This is a genomic window from Polaromonas sp. P1_G2, from assembly GCF_056405515.1.
Genome location: NZ_JBFUBY010000007.1, coordinates 1 through 17,392, shown reverse-complemented (window position 1 = coordinate 17,392; position 17,392 = coordinate 1). Strand labels below are relative to the sequence as shown.

The 17,392-nt window shown below is 65.8% G+C and carries 17 protein-coding genes; 12 read left to right on the top strand and 5 right to left on the bottom strand.

From position 1 onward, the window contains the following. Positions 1-94 precede the first annotated feature (94 nt). A complete protein-coding gene (locus tag AC1D0P_RS01685) occupies positions 95-667 on the top strand; it encodes a TetR/AcrR family transcriptional regulator (protein WP_477675088.1) in 573 nt (190 codons plus the stop codon). Positions 668-687: 20 nt separating this feature from the next. Here AC1D0P_RS01685 and AC1D0P_RS01680 read toward each other — a convergent pair whose 3' ends face one another. Next, positions 688-1,629 carry a LysR family transcriptional regulator gene (locus AC1D0P_RS01680; protein WP_477675087.1) on the bottom strand — a complete coding sequence of 314 codons (942 nt, stop codon included), beginning with the start codon at positions 1,627-1,629 and terminating at the stop codon, positions 688-690. 108 nt (positions 1,630-1,737) lie between these two features. On the opposite strand from AC1D0P_RS01680, the gene AC1D0P_RS01675 reads away from it, so the two are divergent. The 3 genes from AC1D0P_RS01675 to AC1D0P_RS01665 all read left to right on the top strand — a co-directional run bounded on the left by AC1D0P_RS01675 (position 1,738) and on the right by AC1D0P_RS01665 (position 3,756). Further along, entirely contained in the window at positions 1,738-2,376 is a 639-nt protein-coding gene (locus tag AC1D0P_RS01675) for a DsbA family protein (protein WP_477675086.1), read from the top strand. Positions 2,377-2,444: 68 nt separating this feature from the next. Then, the gene (locus AC1D0P_RS01670) at positions 2,445-3,344 is read left to right on the top strand and encodes an MBL fold metallo-hydrolase (protein WP_477675085.1); all 900 of its coding nucleotides are present in this window, start codon (positions 2,445-2,447) and stop codon (positions 3,342-3,344) included. Positions 3,345-3,348: 4 nt separating this feature from the next. Beyond that, positions 3,349-3,756 (top strand): nuclear transport factor 2 family protein, encoded by a 408-nt coding sequence (locus tag AC1D0P_RS01665; protein WP_477675084.1) that lies wholly within the window; start codon positions 3,349-3,351, stop codon positions 3,754-3,756. 25 nt (positions 3,757-3,781) lie between these two features. Here the strand turns inward: AC1D0P_RS01665 and AC1D0P_RS01660 are convergent, their stop codons facing one another. Both AC1D0P_RS01660 and AC1D0P_RS01655 read right to left on the bottom strand, forming a co-directional pair. Then, complete coding sequence (locus AC1D0P_RS01660) at positions 3,782-4,642, bottom strand: aldose epimerase family protein (protein WP_477675083.1); 861 nt, start codon at positions 4,640-4,642, stop codon at positions 3,782-3,784. 69 nt (positions 4,643-4,711) lie between these two features. Then, a complete protein-coding gene (locus tag AC1D0P_RS01655; RefSeq protein WP_477675082.1) occupies positions 4,712-5,428 on the bottom strand; it encodes a beta/alpha barrel domain-containing protein in 717 nt (238 codons plus the stop codon). Between the two features lie 227 nt (positions 5,429-5,655). On the opposite strand from AC1D0P_RS01655, the gene AC1D0P_RS01650 reads away from it, so the two are divergent. From AC1D0P_RS01650 to AC1D0P_RS01625, 6 genes are all read left to right on the top strand, one after another. Further along, entirely contained in the window at positions 5,656-6,636 is a 981-nt protein-coding gene (locus tag AC1D0P_RS01650) for a TRAP transporter substrate-binding protein (RefSeq protein ID WP_477675081.1), read from the top strand. Between the two features lie 79 nt (positions 6,637-6,715). Next, the gene (locus AC1D0P_RS01645) at positions 6,716-7,210 is read left to right on the top strand and encodes a TRAP transporter small permease (RefSeq protein WP_477675080.1); all 495 of its coding nucleotides are present in this window, start codon (positions 6,716-6,718) and stop codon (positions 7,208-7,210) included. Then, positions 7,201-8,559, top strand: a complete 1,359-nt coding sequence (locus AC1D0P_RS01640; RefSeq protein ID WP_477675079.1) for a TRAP transporter large permease — start codon at positions 7,201-7,203, stop codon at positions 8,557-8,559. The genes AC1D0P_RS01645 and AC1D0P_RS01640 overlap by 10 nt, the downstream gene beginning before the upstream one ends. 54 nt (positions 8,560-8,613) lie before the next feature. Beyond that, positions 8,614-9,816 carry a mandelate racemase/muconate lactonizing enzyme family protein gene (locus AC1D0P_RS01635; RefSeq protein WP_477675078.1) on the top strand — a complete coding sequence of 401 codons (1,203 nt, stop codon included), beginning with the start codon at positions 8,614-8,616 and terminating at the stop codon, positions 9,814-9,816. 88 nt (positions 9,817-9,904) lie between these two features. Continuing rightward, entirely contained in the window at positions 9,905-10,687 is a 783-nt protein-coding gene (locus AC1D0P_RS01630) for a FadR/GntR family transcriptional regulator (RefSeq protein WP_477675077.1), read from the top strand. 25 nt (positions 10,688-10,712) lie between these two features. Then, positions 10,713-11,684, top strand: coding sequence for a Bug family tripartite tricarboxylate transporter substrate binding protein (locus AC1D0P_RS01625; protein WP_477675076.1), 972 nt, complete (start codon positions 10,713-10,715; stop codon positions 11,682-11,684). 11 nt (positions 11,685-11,695) lie between these two features. Here the strand turns inward: AC1D0P_RS01625 and AC1D0P_RS01620 are convergent, their stop codons facing one another. After that, positions 11,696-12,094 (bottom strand): RidA family protein, encoded by a 399-nt coding sequence (locus tag AC1D0P_RS01620; protein ID WP_477675075.1) that lies wholly within the window; start codon positions 12,092-12,094, stop codon positions 11,696-11,698. A gap of 147 nt (positions 12,095-12,241) precedes the next feature. Between AC1D0P_RS01620 and AC1D0P_RS01615 the strand changes: the two genes are divergently transcribed. Both AC1D0P_RS01615 and AC1D0P_RS01610 read left to right on the top strand, forming a co-directional pair. Continuing rightward, positions 12,242-13,186, top strand: a complete 945-nt coding sequence (locus AC1D0P_RS01615; protein WP_477675074.1) for a LysR family transcriptional regulator — start codon at positions 12,242-12,244, stop codon at positions 13,184-13,186. A 28-nt stretch (positions 13,187-13,214) separates the two neighbouring features. Continuing rightward, positions 13,215-13,448, top strand: coding sequence for a hypothetical protein (locus AC1D0P_RS01610; RefSeq protein ID WP_477675073.1), 234 nt, complete (start codon positions 13,215-13,217; stop codon positions 13,446-13,448). Between the two features lie 25 nt (positions 13,449-13,473). On the opposite strand, the gene AC1D0P_RS01605 is transcribed toward AC1D0P_RS01610, so the two are convergent. After that, on the bottom strand, positions 13,474-17,392 hold a 3,919-nt coding region (locus tag AC1D0P_RS01605), incomplete at its 5' end, for an Lhr family helicase (RefSeq protein WP_477675072.1).

Below are 17,392 nucleotides of genomic sequence, written 5' to 3'. Positions count from 1 at the left end.
ATAATCTTGAACGAGGTGTTATCTACCTATCGATAGGTAGAATTTTAGGATCTCGCCGTCTTTGGCGTCAAGCTTTTTTTAAAAGGAACGGGACATGGCTTCTTCAGCGATCGATACCAAGGAAGGCATCATGGYGGCCGCCCGCCTGATGGTGCAAGCCAGGGGATACAACGCCCTGAGCTTCCGTGAACTGGCCAAAGAGGTCGGCATCAAGAGCGCCAGCATTCACTACCACTTTCCGACCAAGGACGACCTGGCCGTGGCCCTCGCTCGGCGTTACACCGAAGACCTCGTCCTGCACCTGCAGAGCCTGGTGAGCAAGAGCAAGGACACCCACGAGCGGATGACGGGATACGCCGAAGTTTTTCGGGGCGCCCTGCTTAAAAGCAACCGGATGTGTTTGTGCGGGATGCTGGCCGCCGAGCGTGATGACCTCTCGCCTGAAGTACAAGCGGAGGTCGAGAAGTTCAACGCGGCCAATGTCGCCTGGCTTTCCGAGGTACTGGCGGCCCACGATTCGCTACAGAGCCCCGACGCGATTGAGCGTCGGGCGTTTGCCATCTTGTCCGCGGTGGAGGGTGCCCAACTGGTCGCCCGTGGTTGCGGTGATGTGCGCGTCTACGACAGAACCATCGACGCTTACCGGTCCGCAGGCTTGATGCCTTGAAGGGCGCCCGCATTCACACGTCAACCGCCTTGCCGCTGCTGCTCCCTCTCCGCCAGCAGGTCGACAAAAGCACGGACCTTCGCGGGGCGAAAGCGCGCGGCCGGAAACACCGCATGGATGCCGCCCGAAGGCAGAAGCCACTGCGGCAGCACCTGGATGAGGCGGCCGGCCGCCAGGTCGTTTGCCACCGCATAGTCCGGCAGCACTGAAAGCCCCGCACCCTGGCACACGGCTTCGCGCACGGCGAGTGTGGCGTCCAGAAAAATCGAGGCCTGCACGTGCACGGCCTGGCGCTCGGTCTCGTTGCGCGAAAAATTCCAGGTCAGGTGGTCGCGCAAGGCGGTGTTGGCGATGAAGGGCAGGCCGGCGATGTCTTGCGGAGCGGTGAGCCGCGCCACTTGCGGCTTCATGGCTGGTGACGCGACAAGCAATTGCCGGAAGGAGCCGATTTTTCGCGCCTGCAGGCTGGTCTCGGCCAGCCAGCCGACACGGATCGCCAGTTCGAAGTTGCCCGACATCAGGTCCAGCGTCTGGTCGCTCAGGACGGCATCGACCTTGCACGCGGGATAGCGCTGGGTAAAGGCGGCGATGGCGGGCACCACGATGCCGACGCCATAGTCAAAGGGGGCGGTGAGCCGCAGCATGCCGGACGGCTCCGCCGAGGTTTCGGCCAGGTCGTCGAAGGCATCGCCGGCCTCGCGCAGGATCAGCGCGCAGCGCAGGTAAAAAGCCTGGCCCAGTTCGGTGGTCTGCACCTTGCGTGTGGTCCGCACCAGCAGCGACGTCCGGAACTCACGCTCCAGCCGGGCCACCTGCTGGCTGACCACCGCCTTGGTAATCCCCAGGCGGTCCGCCGCCGCCGTGAAGGAGCCGGTTTCCACCACCGCCGCGAAGTAGGCCAGGCGCCTCAGGTTGCCCAGCCCGCCAAGGCCGCCTTCGTCTTGATTGTTTGCTTTAAACATACATTGTGTTTATCAGAGATGTCTTTAACAGTCAATGCATAGTGCCTACGATCACAGCCAGTGAGCAAAGAACGCAAAGAACACCCGGCAAAAAACTCCAAAGAACCCATGACCAAAACCCTCTATTACCTGTTCGATCCGCTGTGCGGCTGGTGCTACGGCGCCATACCGGCGCTCTCGGCCTTGAGCGAAGTTCCCTCTGTCAATATCGAACTGCTGCCCACCGGGCTTTTCGCCGGCGAGGGCGCAAGGCCTATGAATGCCGACTTCGCCGCCTATGCCTGGTCCAACGACCAGCGCATCGAGCGCCTGACGGGCCAACGCTTCAGCGAGCAGTATCGCGAGCGGGTTCTCGGTGACCGCCAGCGGCTGTTTGACAGCGGCCCCGCCACGCTGGCGCTGACGGCCGTGTTTTTGACGGCACCGGCCCGGGAGCTGGAAGCCCTCAAGGCGATCCAGACTGCGCGCTACGTGGATGGCCAGGACACGACCTCGCTGGAAACGCTGGCCGGCGTTCTGCGCGGGCTCGGCCTTGAACAGGCCGCCGTACTGGTGGCGCGACCCGATGAGGATCTTCTCTCGGCCAACCAGTCCCGCATGGATCGTGGGCAGGCCTTGATGTGGGAGTTCGGCGCGCGTGGCGTGCCCACCCTGGTGGCCGAATCCGGCGCGAAGCGCTGGGTTGTGAACCACGGCGATTTTTATTCCAACCCGAGCGCGCTGGCCGGCGAGCTCGAGGCGGCCTGAGCCCGGGGCAGCCCCATCCCCGCAGTCCCTTTTGAGTTAACTGTTAGAGAAGAAAGAAGGAAAAAACCATGACAACACGAAGAGAAGCAATCAAAACTGTAGCCGGCGCGGCTGTCGCGACGGCCATCCTAGGAGTGAAAGACGCTATGGCTGCCAATACCCAACTGACCTGGAAACATTTCTCCGCCGGCGAACACGGATTTTTCCGTGCCCCGGTACTGATCTCCGGCGACCGCGAGGCCGTCCTGATCGACGGAGGCTTCACGCTTCCCGACGGCAAGGCCCTGGCCGAGGCCATCAAGGCCACCGGCAAAAAGCTGACGACGATTTACATCAGCCAGAGCGATCCTGACTACTACTTCAGCCTCGCGCCCATCAAGGCGGCGTTTCCCGACGCCAAGGTGATCGCGGCACCGGCCACGATCGCGGCCATCAAGGGCAACGTGGAAAAGAAGCTGGCGACCTGGGGCCCGCAGCTCAAGGAGAACGGCCCACAGGCGCTGGCGGACATCGTGATGCCTGAAGCCTTTGACGGCCGCAGCCTCACCCTGGAAGGCCAGGCCATCGAGATCGTCGATGCCGACGGCCTGGCCAACCGCCGCTACATCTGGGTGCCTTCGCTGAACGCCATCTTCGGCGGCGTGCTGCTGTTCTCCGGCGTCCATGTGTGGACCGCCGACACACAGGGCGCCGAGGCCCGCGCCGCATGGGTGAAGACGCTTGACGCCATGGCCGCGCGCAAACCCGCCGTGGTGGTTCCCGGCCACATGGCGGTCACGGCGGCGGTGGATGCCAGCGCGATCCAATACACCCGCGACTACCTCGTGGCTTTCGAGGAAGTGCTGGCCAAGTCCGCCGACAGCGGCGCCCTCATCGCGGCCATGACCCGGCGCTACCCGAACGCCGGCATGGGCGTGGCGTTGCAGATCGGCGCCAAGGTCGCCAAGGGCGAGATGAAATGGGGCTGAAGCCATGATGTCGAATCTCGACATCGTCAGCGTCCACTACGCGGCCTCGGCTGAGGGCAACATCGACAAGATGATGGCCCATGTCTCGCCCCAGGTGCGCTGGACCGAGATGGCGGGCTTTCCCTGCGCGGGCACCTGGGTCGGGCCGCAAGCGGTGGCCGACAACGTCTTTGCCGTGCTGGGCCGGGACTGGATCGGCTATCGTTTCGAACTGCAAAACCTCATCGACGCCGGTGAGCACATCATCGGTGTGGGCAGCTACCACGGCACTTACCGCGCCACGGGAAAGAACATGCAGGCCCGCGTGGCCCACGTCTGGCAGCTGCGGGACGGCAAGGTCGTGGCCTTCGAGCAGTTCACGGACACGCTGCTGGTTCACCGGGCGATGGCTGAGGCCGATAAGGCCGGTTGAGCCATCTCAGGGCGGTCTCCGGATTTCAGGTTTCCGAAAGCGTTATCCGGAGCGAGCCGCAGAGTTCTTCGCCCGGCTCCAGTATCCGCAGGCCGGTGCCCGGGATGCCGGCCGCGGCAAGGTTGAAGCCGTTCGCGACGTGGCTGGTGGGTTCGACACAGACATAGCGCCCCGTGGCAGGGCGGTGAACCACCAGGTGCTCGAAGAGGGGCTCCGCACTCAGGCGGATACACACGCCCGTGCGATAGCGAAGCTCGAGGGCCTGGCCCCAGCGGCCGAGGTAGGCATCCCGGGCTTGCGCATCCAGCCGCACGGGCGACTCCCAGTCGGACGGGAGGGCCTGGGCGCGGCCGGCCGTCACGAATTGCCCGTCATGCGGCCATCGTTCACGCGCCGTGTGGTGCAGGGAAACCGCTTCCTCGCAACCGAAGTAGGGGTGCCATCCCAGGCCGGCCGGCATTGCCGTGCCGCCCATGTTCCGCACGGCCATTTCAAGTTTCAGTTCGTTGGCCGACACGCTAAAGCATTGCCTGGCGTGGAAGGTCCATGGCCACGCGGGCCCGGCTTGGGAGAGTGTTTCCAGGACAACTTCAGAGCCGGTCGCGCTGCGCTGCCGCCACGGCAGCAGGTGCGCGCCGCCGTGCAAGGTATGGGGCAGCGCGTCGGGGTGCGGCTCCAGCGTGTAGTCGGCGCCGCGAAACTGCAGGCGCCCATTCGCAATCCGGTTGCTGTAGGGGACGAGCGGGTAGGCGCCCGCCTTGGGCCAGTGAACGCCCTGCAGGCCCGTGGTCATGGGCACCACCACGTCGAACAGCTCGCCTGAGGGTCGGCGCCATTGCAGGCGCGACAAGCGCCCGCCGGCCGCCGCGTCGAAGCTCGCGCTCAACTGCCCGGACCGGATTTCACAGCGCTCGGCGCCAACCGTCATGGGCTGGCCTACGCGCTGAACTGCCGGTCAAAGGCCCGCAAATCCCTGGCGGCCCTTGCGATCTCCGCCATGCGCGAAGCCGGCGACGCGCTCAGCAGCGGAAGATGCGGGCCCATGTCCGAGATTCCCGAGAGGCTGACGGCATCGTGCAGGACGCGGATCAGCGAAATCTCGTCGCGCAGTGTCTCCAGCGGCATGAAGCGTTCGTAAATCCGTCCGGCCGCAACGCTGTCGGCGGACTACCGCGTACTTCACCACCAGCACCTGCCCGCCGTCCACGAGTTTTCCCAGCGCCTCGATGCCTATGCTTCGTTCGTTCTTGAGATAGAGCGTGACCGGCATGCCGAGGAGGTCGACCACCCTGGAGATGCCGTCCGCGAAGCCTTCCGGCGTCACCACGTTTTCCGTCGGCAGCACCATGGCCGTCCTGTAGTTCGTGCGGCGAAGAATGCGCGCCTGGTCCGTCATCTTTCCGAAGTCGGGCCCTATCGCCGGGATCACCCGGGTGGCATCGGATGTGCACTCGRCCAGCATCGCCAGCAAGGCTTCGTATTCGTGCAGGGACACGTGGTACAGGTTGGCATTGCCGCCATACAGCAGCGTGCGCAAGCCGCCATGTTCAATATGCCGGATCAGCGCACGGTTCTGTTCCACGTCTAGCGACAAGTCCGCTTTCCGGGCCAGGGGAGGGACGGCGAGGACCGAGTCGGCGAACTCATGCCAGGTGATGGGCGAAATGTTCATGGCGCTAAAAGTTGTTATGCAAATATAAAATTGTATGACATGTATTCGAGTGAATCGCCAGTTTTTCGCTGAAAACATCCAGAAACTCGGGTTTACGCTGATCAAATTTGATATACAACTTAAATGCTGTATGACAGAATCCGCTTCCATGGCCGGCCCGCCACGTCGTTTGCGCGTCAAAAAGATGGGGCTCCGGCGCGGCTTTTCTAATGAACAGGAGACATGACATGTGGCAAAGAGTGGCTGGCAAGGCAGTTCTGGTTGTGGCAAGCGCGCTGGCGGTGGCCGGTGTGCAGGCCCGCGATTTTCGCGGGGCGATCGTCCACCCCGTCGACTATCCGGCCTCCCTGGCCATGAAACACATGGGGGAGCAGATCTCCGCCGCGACCAAGGGCAAGTACGGCGTCAAGGTGTACGGCAGCAGCACGCTGGGCTCCGCGAAGGATGCGATCGAGCAGGTCAAGATCGGCGCCATCGACATGACATGGATCAGCGCGTCCGACATGAACCAGATGCTGCCCGAGACCGTGATCCCCAACCTGCCCTTTGTCTTTCGCGACATCCAGCATTTCCGCAAGGTGATGTACGGCCCGGTGGGCGATGAGCTGCTGGCATCGTTCGAAAAGGTCGGATTTGTCGCGCTGTCCACTTACGAAGCGGGATCCCGCTCGTTCTACGCCAAAAAGCCGATACGCACGCCCGCCGACCTGAAAGGCATGAAGGTGCGCGTGCAGCCGGCCGACATGTGGCTCACGATGATGCAGGCTATGGGGGCCAGCCCCATGCCGCTGCCTTACGCGGAGCTCTACACGGGACTGAAAACCGGGCTGGTCGACGCGGCGGAAAACAACTATCCGTCCTATGAGACGGCCAAGCACTTCGAGGCCGCGCCTGTTTTCAGCGAGACGCAACACGTCATGGTTCCCGAGATGCTGATCTTCTCCAAAAAGATCTGGGACACGCTGTCCAAAGAGGACCAGGCCGTCGTCCGCAAGGCGGCCAAGGATTCGGTGCCCTTTTATGTGCAGCTGTGGACGGCCAAGATGGACGAATCGAAGAAGTCGCTGAAGAAGAGCGGCGTCACCTTCGTGGAGCCCGCGGACATCGACCACAAGGCCTTCGTCGCCACGCAGCGGGCCGTCTGGGACAAATACGCCAACACCCCTGAGCTCAAGGCGCTGCTCGAGAAAATCGTCAACACGAAGTAAAGCCCGGTCGGCAACCCGGCATCGCAGCCGGCCTCGCACCTTTCCCGCGACCCGTCGCGCATCTCCAAAAAGTTTCCCTATGAAGTGGCTTTCCATTGTCAACGCGAGGCTCTCACGCTGGGCTTTGTACTTCGCGATCGCGTGCCTGTTCGGCATCGTCGCGACGGTCCTCGGATCGGTTATCTGGCGTTACGGCCTGAACGACGCACCCGCCTGGTCCGAGCAGATCGCCCTGCTGCTGGTCATCAACGTCGCCTTGTTCGGCGCCGCCGCCGGCATCCGGGACGAGGGCCACATCGGCATGGAGTCCCTGGTCGGCCTGCTGCCCAAACCGGTGCAGTACTGGGTCGGCCATTTCAACGGCGCGCTGACCATCGCCTTCGGCACCGCGCTGATCTGGGGAGGCTTCCAGATGGCGGTATCGGTCTTTCCCAACAAGATCACCGCGATCGGGATCACGGAGTCGTGGCGCTACATTCCCTGCGTCTTCGCCGGCGTGCTCGTGATCCTGTTCTCGATAGAGCACCTGATGGCATCGGCGACCCACCAGGAGGTGATCCCGTCATGGCACTGACCGTACTTTGCGTGACCTTCGTGCTCTTCCTCGTGCTGGGCATGCCCGTCGCGGTCGCCATTGCCCTGAGCTGCCTGTCGGCGTTCTGGGTCGAAGGCTTCCCCCTGGAACTGGCGATCCAGAACATGATCTCCGGCATGAACGTGTTCTCCTTCCTGGCGATCCCGTTCTTCATCTTCTCCGGTGAACTGATGCTCCACGGCGGCATCGCCGAGAAGATCGTGACCTTCGCGCGCAACATGGTCGGCCACTGGCGCGGCGGGCTCGGCATGTCGAACGTCGTGGCATGCACCATCTTCGGCGGCGTCTCGGGGTCTCCCACGGCCGACGTCTCCGCCATGGGCGGCGTGATGATCCCCATGATGAAGAAGGAGGGCTACAGCGCCGACTATGCGGTCAATGTGACCACCCACGCATCGCTGGCGGGCGCCCTGATGCCGACCTCGCACAACATGATCATTTATGCCTTCGCCGCTTCCAGCACCACCGGCATGCTGGCCGGCCCGAATGTCATGAGCAAGGGCGTGTCCATCGGCGACCTGATGTTCGCCGGCCTGCTGCCGGTCATCGTGCTCATGGCCTGCATGCTGCTGGCGGCCTACTGGGTGGCGCGCAGAAAAGGTTTCCCGATTCGCGCGGATGGGTCGTCGGCGCTCGACAAGTTTCCCGGATGGAGGGCGGTGTGGACCTCGTTTGTCGCCGCCATGCCCGGCATGTTCGTGATCGCCATCATCCTCGGCTGCATCCTGCTCGGCATCACGACCGCCACGGAAGCCGCGGGAATCGCCGTGACCTATTCACTGCTGCTGACGCTGCTCGTTTACCGCTCGATGTCCTGGCACACCCTGATGAAGGCGGCGGCAAAGGCGGCCAAGACCACCGGCGTGATCCTGCTGCTGATCGGCGTGAGCACGATGCTGCAGTACATCATGGTCATCCTGGAGATCCCGGACAAGACGGCGCAGATGCTGCTGAGCACCACGACCAATCCTTACGTGATGTTTTTCCTGATCAACCTGCTGCTGTTCCTGCTGGGCACCTTCATGGACATGGCGGCGACCATCCTGATCTGCACGCCCCTGTTCCTGCCGATCGCGCTGCAGATGGGAATGGGGCCGGTGCAGTTCGGCGTGGTCATGCTGCTCAATTGCGCGCTGGGCCTGAACACGCCGCCCGTGGGCGGGACACAGTTTGTCGGCTGCGCCATCGGCGGGGTCTCCATCGAGCAGGTCATGAAGACCATCCTGCCTTTCTATGGAGCGCTGTTCGCGGTCATGGCCGTTGTGACCTATGTCCCGTGGTTCTCCACCTGGATTCCCTCGCTCATCAAGGGCGCGCCGGTCTACTGAGCCCGTATCGGAACACAATCCCGGATCCGCTTCACATAAACACCCGCACATCCCATGAAGATCACACAAGTCGACACGATCCTGGCGGCCGGCTACCCGAACATCGTCTGGGTCCAGATCCATACGGACACCGGCCTTGTCGGCCTGGGAGAAACTTTCCGCGGCGCGCAGGCGGTGCAGGCGCAGATCCACGAACTGACGGCGCCCTACCTGCTGGGGAAGGACCCGCTGGCGATCGAGGCCCACAACCACCACCTCCTGCACGGCTACATCGGGTTTTCCGGCAGCGGTGTCGAAACCCGGGCCGCCTCCGCCGTCGACATCGCCCTCTGGGACCTRCTGGGGCAGGAAACCGGGCAGCCCCTGTACCAATTGCTCGGCGGCGTGGTCCGCGAGCAGGTGCCCGTCTACAACACCTGCGCCGGCTACACCTACAACAAGGCCAGCCAGCGCCGCGTGGTCACGGGGGGGACGGCCGAGCTTCCCGCGGAAGGGCCCTACGAAGACCAGGAGGCCTTCGTCAAGCGCCCCGCGCAGCTGGCCGAAAGCCTGCTCTCGGAAGGCTACAAGGCCATGAAGATCTGGCCTTTCGACCCCTTTGCGCTGGCCAGCCGGGGGCAGGCGATTTCAGCGAAAGACCTGGAAACCGCGCTCCATCCGTTCCGGGAGATCCGGCGCGCAGTGGGTGATGAAATGGACATCATGGTCGAGTTCCACTCGATGTGGAACCTGCCCATGGCGGTCCGCATCGCGCATGCCCTGGAGGAGTTCAAGCCCTACTGGGCTGAAGACCCGATCCAGATGAGCAACCTGGACACCATCGCCGAGTACCGTTCGCGCACCCGCATCCCGGTCTGCGCGAGCGAGACCCTGGCCACGCGCCAGCCTTTCATCCAGCTGCTGAAGAACAACGCGGTGGACTACGTGATGCTGGACCTCAGCTGGGTCGGCGGCATTTCGGAGGCCAAGAAGATCGCGGCGCTGGCCCAGGCTTTCCACAAGCCGGTGGCGCCGCACGACTGCACCGGCCCCGTCGTGCTGGCCGCGTCCCTGCACGTCGCGATGAGTACGCCCAACRTCGTCCTGCAGGAGGTGGTGCGCGCCTATTTGTCCGGCTGGTACCGCGACCTCGTGACCGAGCTGCCCCTTGTCCGCGACGGGTTCGCCACATTGCCCGCAAGGCCCGGCCTGGGAACACGGCTGTCCCCGGCATTGCTGCAACGCCCCGACGTGACGGTCCGCAGCAGTGTCCTCTGACGGCATTTTCCGCAGCGCCGGCCGACTGGGCGTTACCATGCAAGCACCCCTTCCTGCCCCTCTCATGCTTACCCAGGGAATGCCCTAAATGGTCACCTCCACCACCGAAAAAAAAGCGCCCCTGGCGCCAGGCGCCGTCGCAGCGCCCAGGCTCATGGCGGCTTCCTTGCTCGACGACGGAAGTTCCGCGTCGCTGCCCGACCAGATCTACGCCCGCATGGTGGAGGCGATCCTGCGCGGCGACTTTGCCGATTCGCGCCGCTTGCCGGCCGAAAGCGAGCTGGCCACGCAGTTCGGCGTGTCCCGGCCGACCGTGCGCGTGGCGCTGTCGCGGTTGCGTGCGGACGGCATCATCGAATCCAGGCGCGGCTCGGGCAGCCAGGTGCTGCGCGCCCCCGGGTCCCCGGTGTCGACCCTGCCGCCCATCCGGAACCTGGCCGACATCGAGCGCTACTACGAGTTCCGAACCTGTGTGGAAGCCGGCGCGGCGGCGGCGGCCGYGGAGTTCCGCGATGCGGACGACCTGCAGGCCATAGCGGCGGGCTTCGATGCCCAGAACGCCGCCATGGAGCAGGGCCTGCCCGGGATAGAGGAAGACGTCATCTTTCACATGGCCATCGCCCGGGCTTCGCACAACCCGTTTTTTGTGAACGCGGTCCGCAACGGCGTCGCGCCCATCCGGCAATTCATGGAACTGGCCCGCAACGTGTCGGTGAAAAAAAGCATCGAACGGGTTCGCATCCTCCAGGCCGAACACGAAGCCATCATCGACGCCATCAGGCGCCGTTCGCCCGTTGACGCGGCCGAAACGACGCGCCTGCACATCCTGAACGCAAAGCGGCGCATTTTCGAGGGAACGCCGCTGCCCTGACCCGCATCCCGCTCCTGGAGTTTCCATGACCGTCCGCAGCATCCTCATCGCGCTCCCTCTTGCCTGCATGGGCGCCTTTCTCGCCACGCCGGCGTCGGCGCAGGCCTTCCCGTCGCACCCGGTAAAACTCGTGGTGCCCGTGCCGCCGGGCGGCGCCAGCGACCTTGTGGGCCGCATGCTGGCGAACGCGGCCTCCCAGGACCTCGGCCAGCCCGTGGTGGTGGACAACCGTGCCGGCGCGGCGGGCAGCGTGGGCACGGCATCGGCCCTGAAATCGCCGGCGGACGGCTACACGCTGGTCCAGTGCAGCATCGGCAGCTGCGCCATCAACCCCAGCCTGTACAAGAATGTTGGCTACGACCTGTTCAAGGACATGGCGCCCGTCATCCTGGTCGGCGCATCCATCAACGTGCTGACCGTCGGCAACGACACCGGCATCAAGTCCGTCAAGGAACTTCTGGAGCAGGCCAGGCGCAAGCCGATGTCCTATGCCTCATCCGGGGTTGGCGCCTCCAACCACCTGAGCGGCGAACTGCTCAAGAAGATGGCCGCGGTCAGCTTGACGCATGTGCCCTACAAAGGCTCCGGGCCGGCCATCACCGACCTGATCGGCGGCCATGTGCAGATGTTCTTCGACAACGAGCCCTCCATCCTGCCCTTCATCAAGCAGGGCAAGGTGCGCGCGCTGGCCGTGACGGGCAAGGCCCGCTCCCCGAACCTGCCGGACGTGCCCACCATGGAAGAACTCGGCTACGCCGGCTTCGTCATCGAGCCCTGGTATGCCTTCGCCGCGCCGGCCGGAACGCCCGAGCCGGTGATACGCCGGCTGAACACCGCTTTCAACCGGGCGCTGGAACAGGCCGAGGTGGTGCGGCAGCTGCGCGGCATGGGCATCACACCCGCCGGCGGAACGCCCGAACTGCTGGGCCGGCACATCGAGGTGGAGTACAAACGCTGGGCCGAATTGATCCGCTCCCAGGGAATCAAGGGGGATTGAGCGGCGCAGCGTCACCGGCCTTCCGGCAGCTTCGCAATCACCTTGATCTCGAACTGGAAACCATAAAGCCAGGTCACGCCAACGGCGGTCAGCGTGGGATGCGGCGCCTGGCCCCAGTAGTCCGGCACCACCTTCCAGATAGTCTCGAAGGTCGATTGCGGGTCCACCATGAACACGGTGACATCCACGACGTCGTCGAAGCTGGATCCCGCGGCTTTCAGGATGGCGTTCAAGTTGTCGAACGCCAGCCGCACCTGCGCCTGCAGGTCGGGCTCGGGCGAGCCGTCCTCGCGGCTACCGACCTGGCCCGACACGAACAGGAAGCCGTTGGACTTCAGCGCCGGTGAATAACGGTTGCGTTCATAAAGTGCCCGGCGCCCGGGCGGAAACACCACGTCACGTTGTGCCATCTCAATCTCCTTCATGCAAAAAATCAGGCCAAGCCGGCCCGGGGTTGACGATGAAGAGACTGTAGGCCGCCGGGTCTTTCAGATAAACAGGCAAGCCTGTCCATCACTGTTCGTAGAATCCAAACAATCGACAACTATGGGATAGAGATGGACCGTTTCGATGCCATGCAGGCCTTCGCCCGCGTCGTGGAAGCGGGCAGCTTCACCCGGGCGGCCGAGACGCTGCACATGAGCAAGACCAGCGTGACGCAGCTGGTGCAGCAGCTGGAGGCACGGCTGCGTGTGAAACTGCTCAACCGCACCACACGCCAGGTCAAGGTCACTGCCGATGGCGCGGCCTACTATGAACGCGTGTTGCGCGTGCTGGCCGACGTGGACGATGCCGAGACCAGCCTGTCCGGCGCCTCAGCCTCGCCTCGGGGCCGGCTGCGGGTCGACGTGCCCAGCCCCCTGGCCCGCCTGATCCTGGTGCCGGCCCTGCCGGCCTTCCACGCGCGCTACCCCGAGATCCAGCTCGACATGGGCGTCAGCGACCGCATGGTGGACGTGATCGCCGACAACGTCGACTGCGTGGTGCGCGGCGGCGAACTGAGTGACCAGTCGCTGGTGGCCCGCAAAGTGGGCGACCTGCAGCTCGGGGTTTACGCCGCACCGGACTACCTGGCGCGCGCCGGCACGCCCGCGCACCCGCGGGAGCTTGAGGACACGGAGCACCGCATCGTCGGCTTTCTGTGGGCGCGCACCGGCAAGGCCTTTCCCTACGCCATGCACAAGGGCGGCGAGAGCCTCAAGGTGCAGGGCCGCCACCTGTTCGCCTTCGACGACGGCAACGCCTACCTCGCGGCCGGCCTGGCGGGCCTGGGCATCCTGTGGCTGCCGGACTATATGGCCAGGGAGCATGTGCTTCGCGGCGAGCTGCGGCCCTTGTTCGGGGACTGGCGCCTGGATCCCATGCCCCTGTATGTGGCCTTCCCGCCAAACCGGCATGTCAGCGCCAAGCTGCGGGTGTTCATCGAGTGGGTGGCCGAACTGATGGCGCGGCATGCGCCCGTCGCCGGCCCGCCGGTTGGCAAGACACGGGCACCTCGTTAAATCAAATCATTCATTCAAGGAGCTTTCGATGGACATTCTTCGCCAAGCCCTGCTGCATATTCGCTCGGGGCGCTGGGATGAGGCGCACACCCTCGTGCAAAGTGATGAATCTCAGACGGCCGCCTGGCTGCACGGCATCCTGCATGTCCAGGAGGGCGACCTTGGGAACGCCGAATACTGGTACGGCCAGGGTGGGCGGGATTTCAGCCGCCGCGGCACGCTTGAGGAAGAGCTGGAGCGCTTTGAGGCGGAGCTGCCCTGAGCGCTGGGCCAACAGCTGTGGCGCGCTAGCGGCGAACCAGCAGCTTCTTTATCTCCCACTGCGCGCCCGCATCGAGTTCCCGCAGGTAGCGGACCTCGCCGCCGCACTGCACGGCCACCGGCACGCCGGCTTCGAAGAGCAGGCGGTTGCCGGGCAGGCGTGGCACTTTGTCGCCCGGCGTCAGGATGCCGGCGAGGTTCAAGGGGTCGACGGCCGAGATGGCGACGCGCTCGCCTCCCGGCTCCTTCGCAATCCTGCGCAGGGCCGTGGCGGCTTCCGGCAGCGCGAACTGCTCGCCCGAAAAGCCGCTGACAAATCGGCCCCCGCGCACCTCGCCGCGCGCCTCCAGCCGGCGCAGCACGTAGAACAGTTCGCGCCACGGCGGCAGCCCGTCCTCGCGTTCCAGCAGCTTGCGGAACACCACACCGTAGCGGCGCAGCAGCACGCGCGCGATGTGCTCCACATGCGGTTCGGCCAGCGCGCCCGGCGCGGCTTCCACCGGCCGGGGCCGCCGCGTCAGCGACCAGCGACCCGCATCTTCCATCGGGTCCAGTGCGCCGGGCCTGCGCCGCAGCTTGTTGCGTTTGTCTTCCGGCATCACCAGCGCGCGCAGCCCGGCGAATGAATCAGACGTGGCCAGGCCGTGCGCGACCAGCTCGGCCAGTGCCTGTTCGGCCTGGGTGCCCAGCAATCGCGCGTCATGCCGCAAGTCCGCAAAAAAGCTGGCCCCGTGTGTGCGCAACACTTCGAGCACCTGGCGCGCGGCGCTGGACAGCACCGGCTCAGCGCCCGCCGTGCCATCGCTTGCCGCCGCCGCGCCGGCCGCCTGCTGCCAGTGGGGCAGGGCGTCGCGCTCGCACAGCAGCACCGGCGTGCCGCGCACAGGCCCCGTCTTGCGGCCCGCCGCATCGCCGGCGTCCACCGGCCGCCACCAGGCCACGCGGCCCACGGCGCAAAGCTTGTCCAGCATGGCGGGCTGGTAGTGGCTGACGCGCGCCGCCAGCAGTTCCTCTTCCCAGGCCGCGGCCGGCGCCGCATAACCTTCAAGCTGGCGCAGCACCTCGGCCAGCCCGCCTTCGCCTTCGCGGCGCTCGTCGCTTTCGCCACCTTCTCCGCCACCCTCGCTGCTGCCCAGTTGATGCCAGCGGAACAGGAAACGCATGAACTGCGCCGGCGGCACCGGCTGGAACTCGGCGCGCAGTTTCTCGCGTGTGCCGCGGTGTATGCGCGCCAGCAGGCGCCGGTCGCACCACTCCTGCGCGCCGGCGGCGGTGAAGGCGCCGCGCATCACCGCGCCTTCGGCTTCGAGCTGTAGCAAGGCCGGCAGAACGGCGTCGGCGCTCATCTCGAGCGGCGCGCCCAGTGCCTGCGCCGTCACGGGGCCCAGCAGGTCCAGGCGTCCACGCAGGATCTCGCGCAGCGCCGCATCGGCTTCGGGCTGCGCGCTTGAGGTCGGTGTGATGGCTGGCGACAGCGCCGCGTCCGGGAAGACGGCGCGGAACTCGTGCAGGCGTTCCGCCGCGACGTAGATTTGTCCACCCGCCGGAAGGCCGAGCCGGCCGATGCGCTGCTGCTGTGCAAGTGATGCAATGAACTCGGGAAACGGCGCTTCATCGATGGTGAGGAAGCCATGCACCACCAGCGCATCGTGCAGCTCGTCGGCGCTGCGGATGTCGGGCTTGGCGTCCTCGCGGACCTGCGCGATCACCTGCGGGTCGAGCTTGCCCATGTCTTCGGCCGTCTGCGGGTCCATCAGCGGCCGGGTGCTGACCGCCTTGGTGCGCCGCTCCTCCGCCGCGCCGCCGTCCAGGAAGGCATAGGGCCGGGCGTTCAGGATGGCATGCGCCAGCGGGGAGGGCGTGGCCAGGTCGCGCGTGCTGATGTGCACCTCGCCGGCCTCGATGCCGGCCAGCAGCCGCACAAAACCGTCGGCGTCCATGGTCTCGTTCAGGCAGTCGTGCAGCGTCTGCGCCACCAGCGGGTGCTCGGGAATCTCGCGTTCACCGACCAGGTTCTCGGCGCAGGCGAGCTGGTCCGGGAACACCACCGTCAGCAGGTCTTCCGCGTCGGAGCGCTGGAACTGCGGCGGCACCTTGCGGCCGCCGTTCATGCGGCGCACCGCGAGCGAGGCGGTGGCATTCCAGCGCCAGCGCGTGCCGAACATGGGCGCGTCCAGCAGCGCCTGCACCAGCACCTCGCGCGCGCTGGCCGTCTTCAGGTAGTGCCGCAGTTCTTCCAGCGCGAAGCTGTGCGTGGGCCCCAGCGACAGCACGATGCTGTCCTCCAGCGCGCTGGCCTGCAGCTCGAAGTTGAACTTGCGGCACATGCGTTTGCGCAGCGCCAGGCCCCAGGCCTTGTTGATGCGTGAACCGTAAGGCGAATGGATCACCAGGTGGGTGTCGCCCACCTCGTCGAAGAAGCGCTCGAACACGATGTGGCGCCGGCTGGGCAACACGCCGAGCGCGGCCTTCGAGGCCGCCAGGTAGAGCGCGAGCTGCTGCGCCGCGGCGGCGGGCAGGCGCAGGTCTTCGCGCAGCCAGCGCTCGCAGGCCTGCACGCCGTCGTCGAGCAGCCTGTCGGCGGTCTCGCAGACGCGCGACACCGCCTCGCTGAGTTCGTCGGTGCGGCCCAGGCTCTCGCCGAGCCAGAAGGGCATGGACGGCGGCTGCCCCCGGGCGTCCTCCACCAACACCTTGCCGGTCTCCACCTTGGCGATGCGGTAAGACGCGTTGCCGAGCTGGAAGATGTCGCCCGGCAGGCTCTCGAAGGCGAAGTCCTCGTTGAGCGTGCCCACGCGGTGCCCGTCCGGCAGCAGCACCACCTCGTAGTCGAACTGGTCCGGGATCACGCCCGCATTGGTGACGGCCGCCATGCGCGCGCCGCGGCGCGCGCGCAGCATGCGGTTGACGGCGTCGTAGTGCAGGTAGGCGCCGCGCCGGCCCCGGCGCGTGCTGTAGCCGTCGGCCAGCATCTGCACCACCTGCTCAAACTCATGCAGCGTGAGCTCGCGGTAGGGCTGCGCGCGCCGCAGGCAGTCGTAGAGCGCGTCCAGCGGCCATTCGCGGCAGGCGGTCTCGGCGATGACGTGCTGCGCCAGCGCGTCCAGCGGCTTGGCCGGCACGCGGATGCGGTCCAGCTCGCCGCGGTCCACCGCGGCCAGCAGGGCGGTGCATTCCAGCAGGTCGTCGAGCGCCAGCGGAAACAGCCGCCCCTTGGGAATCGCGCCTATGGCGTGCCCGGCGCGGCCCACGCGCTGCAGCAAGGCATTGATCGCGCGCGGCGAGCCGATCTGGCACACCAGGTCGATGTCGCCGATGTCGATGCCCAGCTCCAGCGAGCTGGTGGCCACCAGCGCCTTGAGCTCGCCCTGCTTGAGCCGCTGCTCCGCGTTCAGGCGGTGTTCGCGCGCCAGGCTGCCGTGGTGGGCGGTCACATGCTCCTCACCCAGCCGCTCGGCCAGGTGGCGCGCCACGCGTTCGGCGATGCGGCGCTGGTTGACGAAGATCAGCGTCGTGCGGTGCTGGGCCACCAGCTCGGTGAGCCGGTCGTATAGCTCATCCCAGACTTCAATCGGCATCACCGCGGTCAGCGGCGAGCGTGGCATCTCGATCGCGAGGTCACGCTCGCGCACGTGGCCGGCATCAATGATTTCCACGGGCTCACTGCGCTGGCCGATCAGGAAGCGCGCCATCTCGTCAAGCGGCTTCACGGTGGCCGACAGGCCTATGCGCACCGGGGGTGTTTCGCACAGCGCCTCCAGCCGTTCCAGCGACAGCATCAGGTGCGAGCCGCGCTTGACGCCGGCCACCGCGTGCAGCTCGTCGACGATCACGCTTTTGACCGACTTCAGCATCGCGCGGCCCGAGTCGGAACTCAGCAGGATGTACAGCGACTCCGGCGTGGTCACCAGGATGTGCGGCGGCGCGCGGCGCATGCGCTCGCGC

Coding starts and splice junctions, on each gene's coding strand:
- AC1D0P_RS01675 (WP_477675086.1), top strand. CDS start 1,738: ATGACCAAAACCCTCTATTACCTGTTCGATCCGCTGTGCGGCTGGTGC.
- AC1D0P_RS01670 (WP_477675085.1), top strand. CDS start 2,445: ATGACAACACGAAGAGAAGCAATCAAAACTGTAGCCGGCGCGGCTGTC.
- AC1D0P_RS01650 (WP_477675081.1), top strand. CDS start 5,656: ATGTGGCAAAGAGTGGCTGGCAAGGCAGTTCTGGTTGTGGCAAGCGCG.
- AC1D0P_RS01620 (WP_477675075.1), bottom strand. CDS start 12,094: ATGGCACAACGTGACGTGGTGTTTCCGCCCGGGCGCCGGGCACTTTAT.
- AC1D0P_RS01665 (WP_477675084.1), top strand. CDS start 3,349: ATGATGTCGAATCTCGACATCGTCAGCGTCCACTACGCGGCCTCGGCT.
- AC1D0P_RS01645 (WP_477675080.1), top strand. CDS start 6,716: ATGAAGTGGCTTTCCATTGTCAACGCGAGGCTCTCACGCTGGGCTTTG.
- AC1D0P_RS01615 (WP_477675074.1), top strand. CDS start 12,242: ATGGACCGTTTCGATGCCATGCAGGCCTTCGCCCGCGTCGTGGAAGCG.
- AC1D0P_RS01680 (WP_477675087.1), bottom strand. CDS start 1,629: ATGTTTAAAGCAAACAATCAAGACGAAGGCGGCCTTGGCGGGCTGGGC.
- AC1D0P_RS01610 (WP_477675073.1), top strand. CDS start 13,215: ATGGACATTCTTCGCCAAGCCCTGCTGCATATTCGCTCGGGGCGCTGG.
- AC1D0P_RS01640 (WP_477675079.1), top strand. CDS start 7,201: ATGGCACTGACCGTACTTTGCGTGACCTTCGTGCTCTTCCTCGTGCTG.
- AC1D0P_RS01625 (WP_477675076.1), top strand. CDS start 10,713: ATGACCGTCCGCAGCATCCTCATCGCGCTCCCTCTTGCCTGCATGGGC.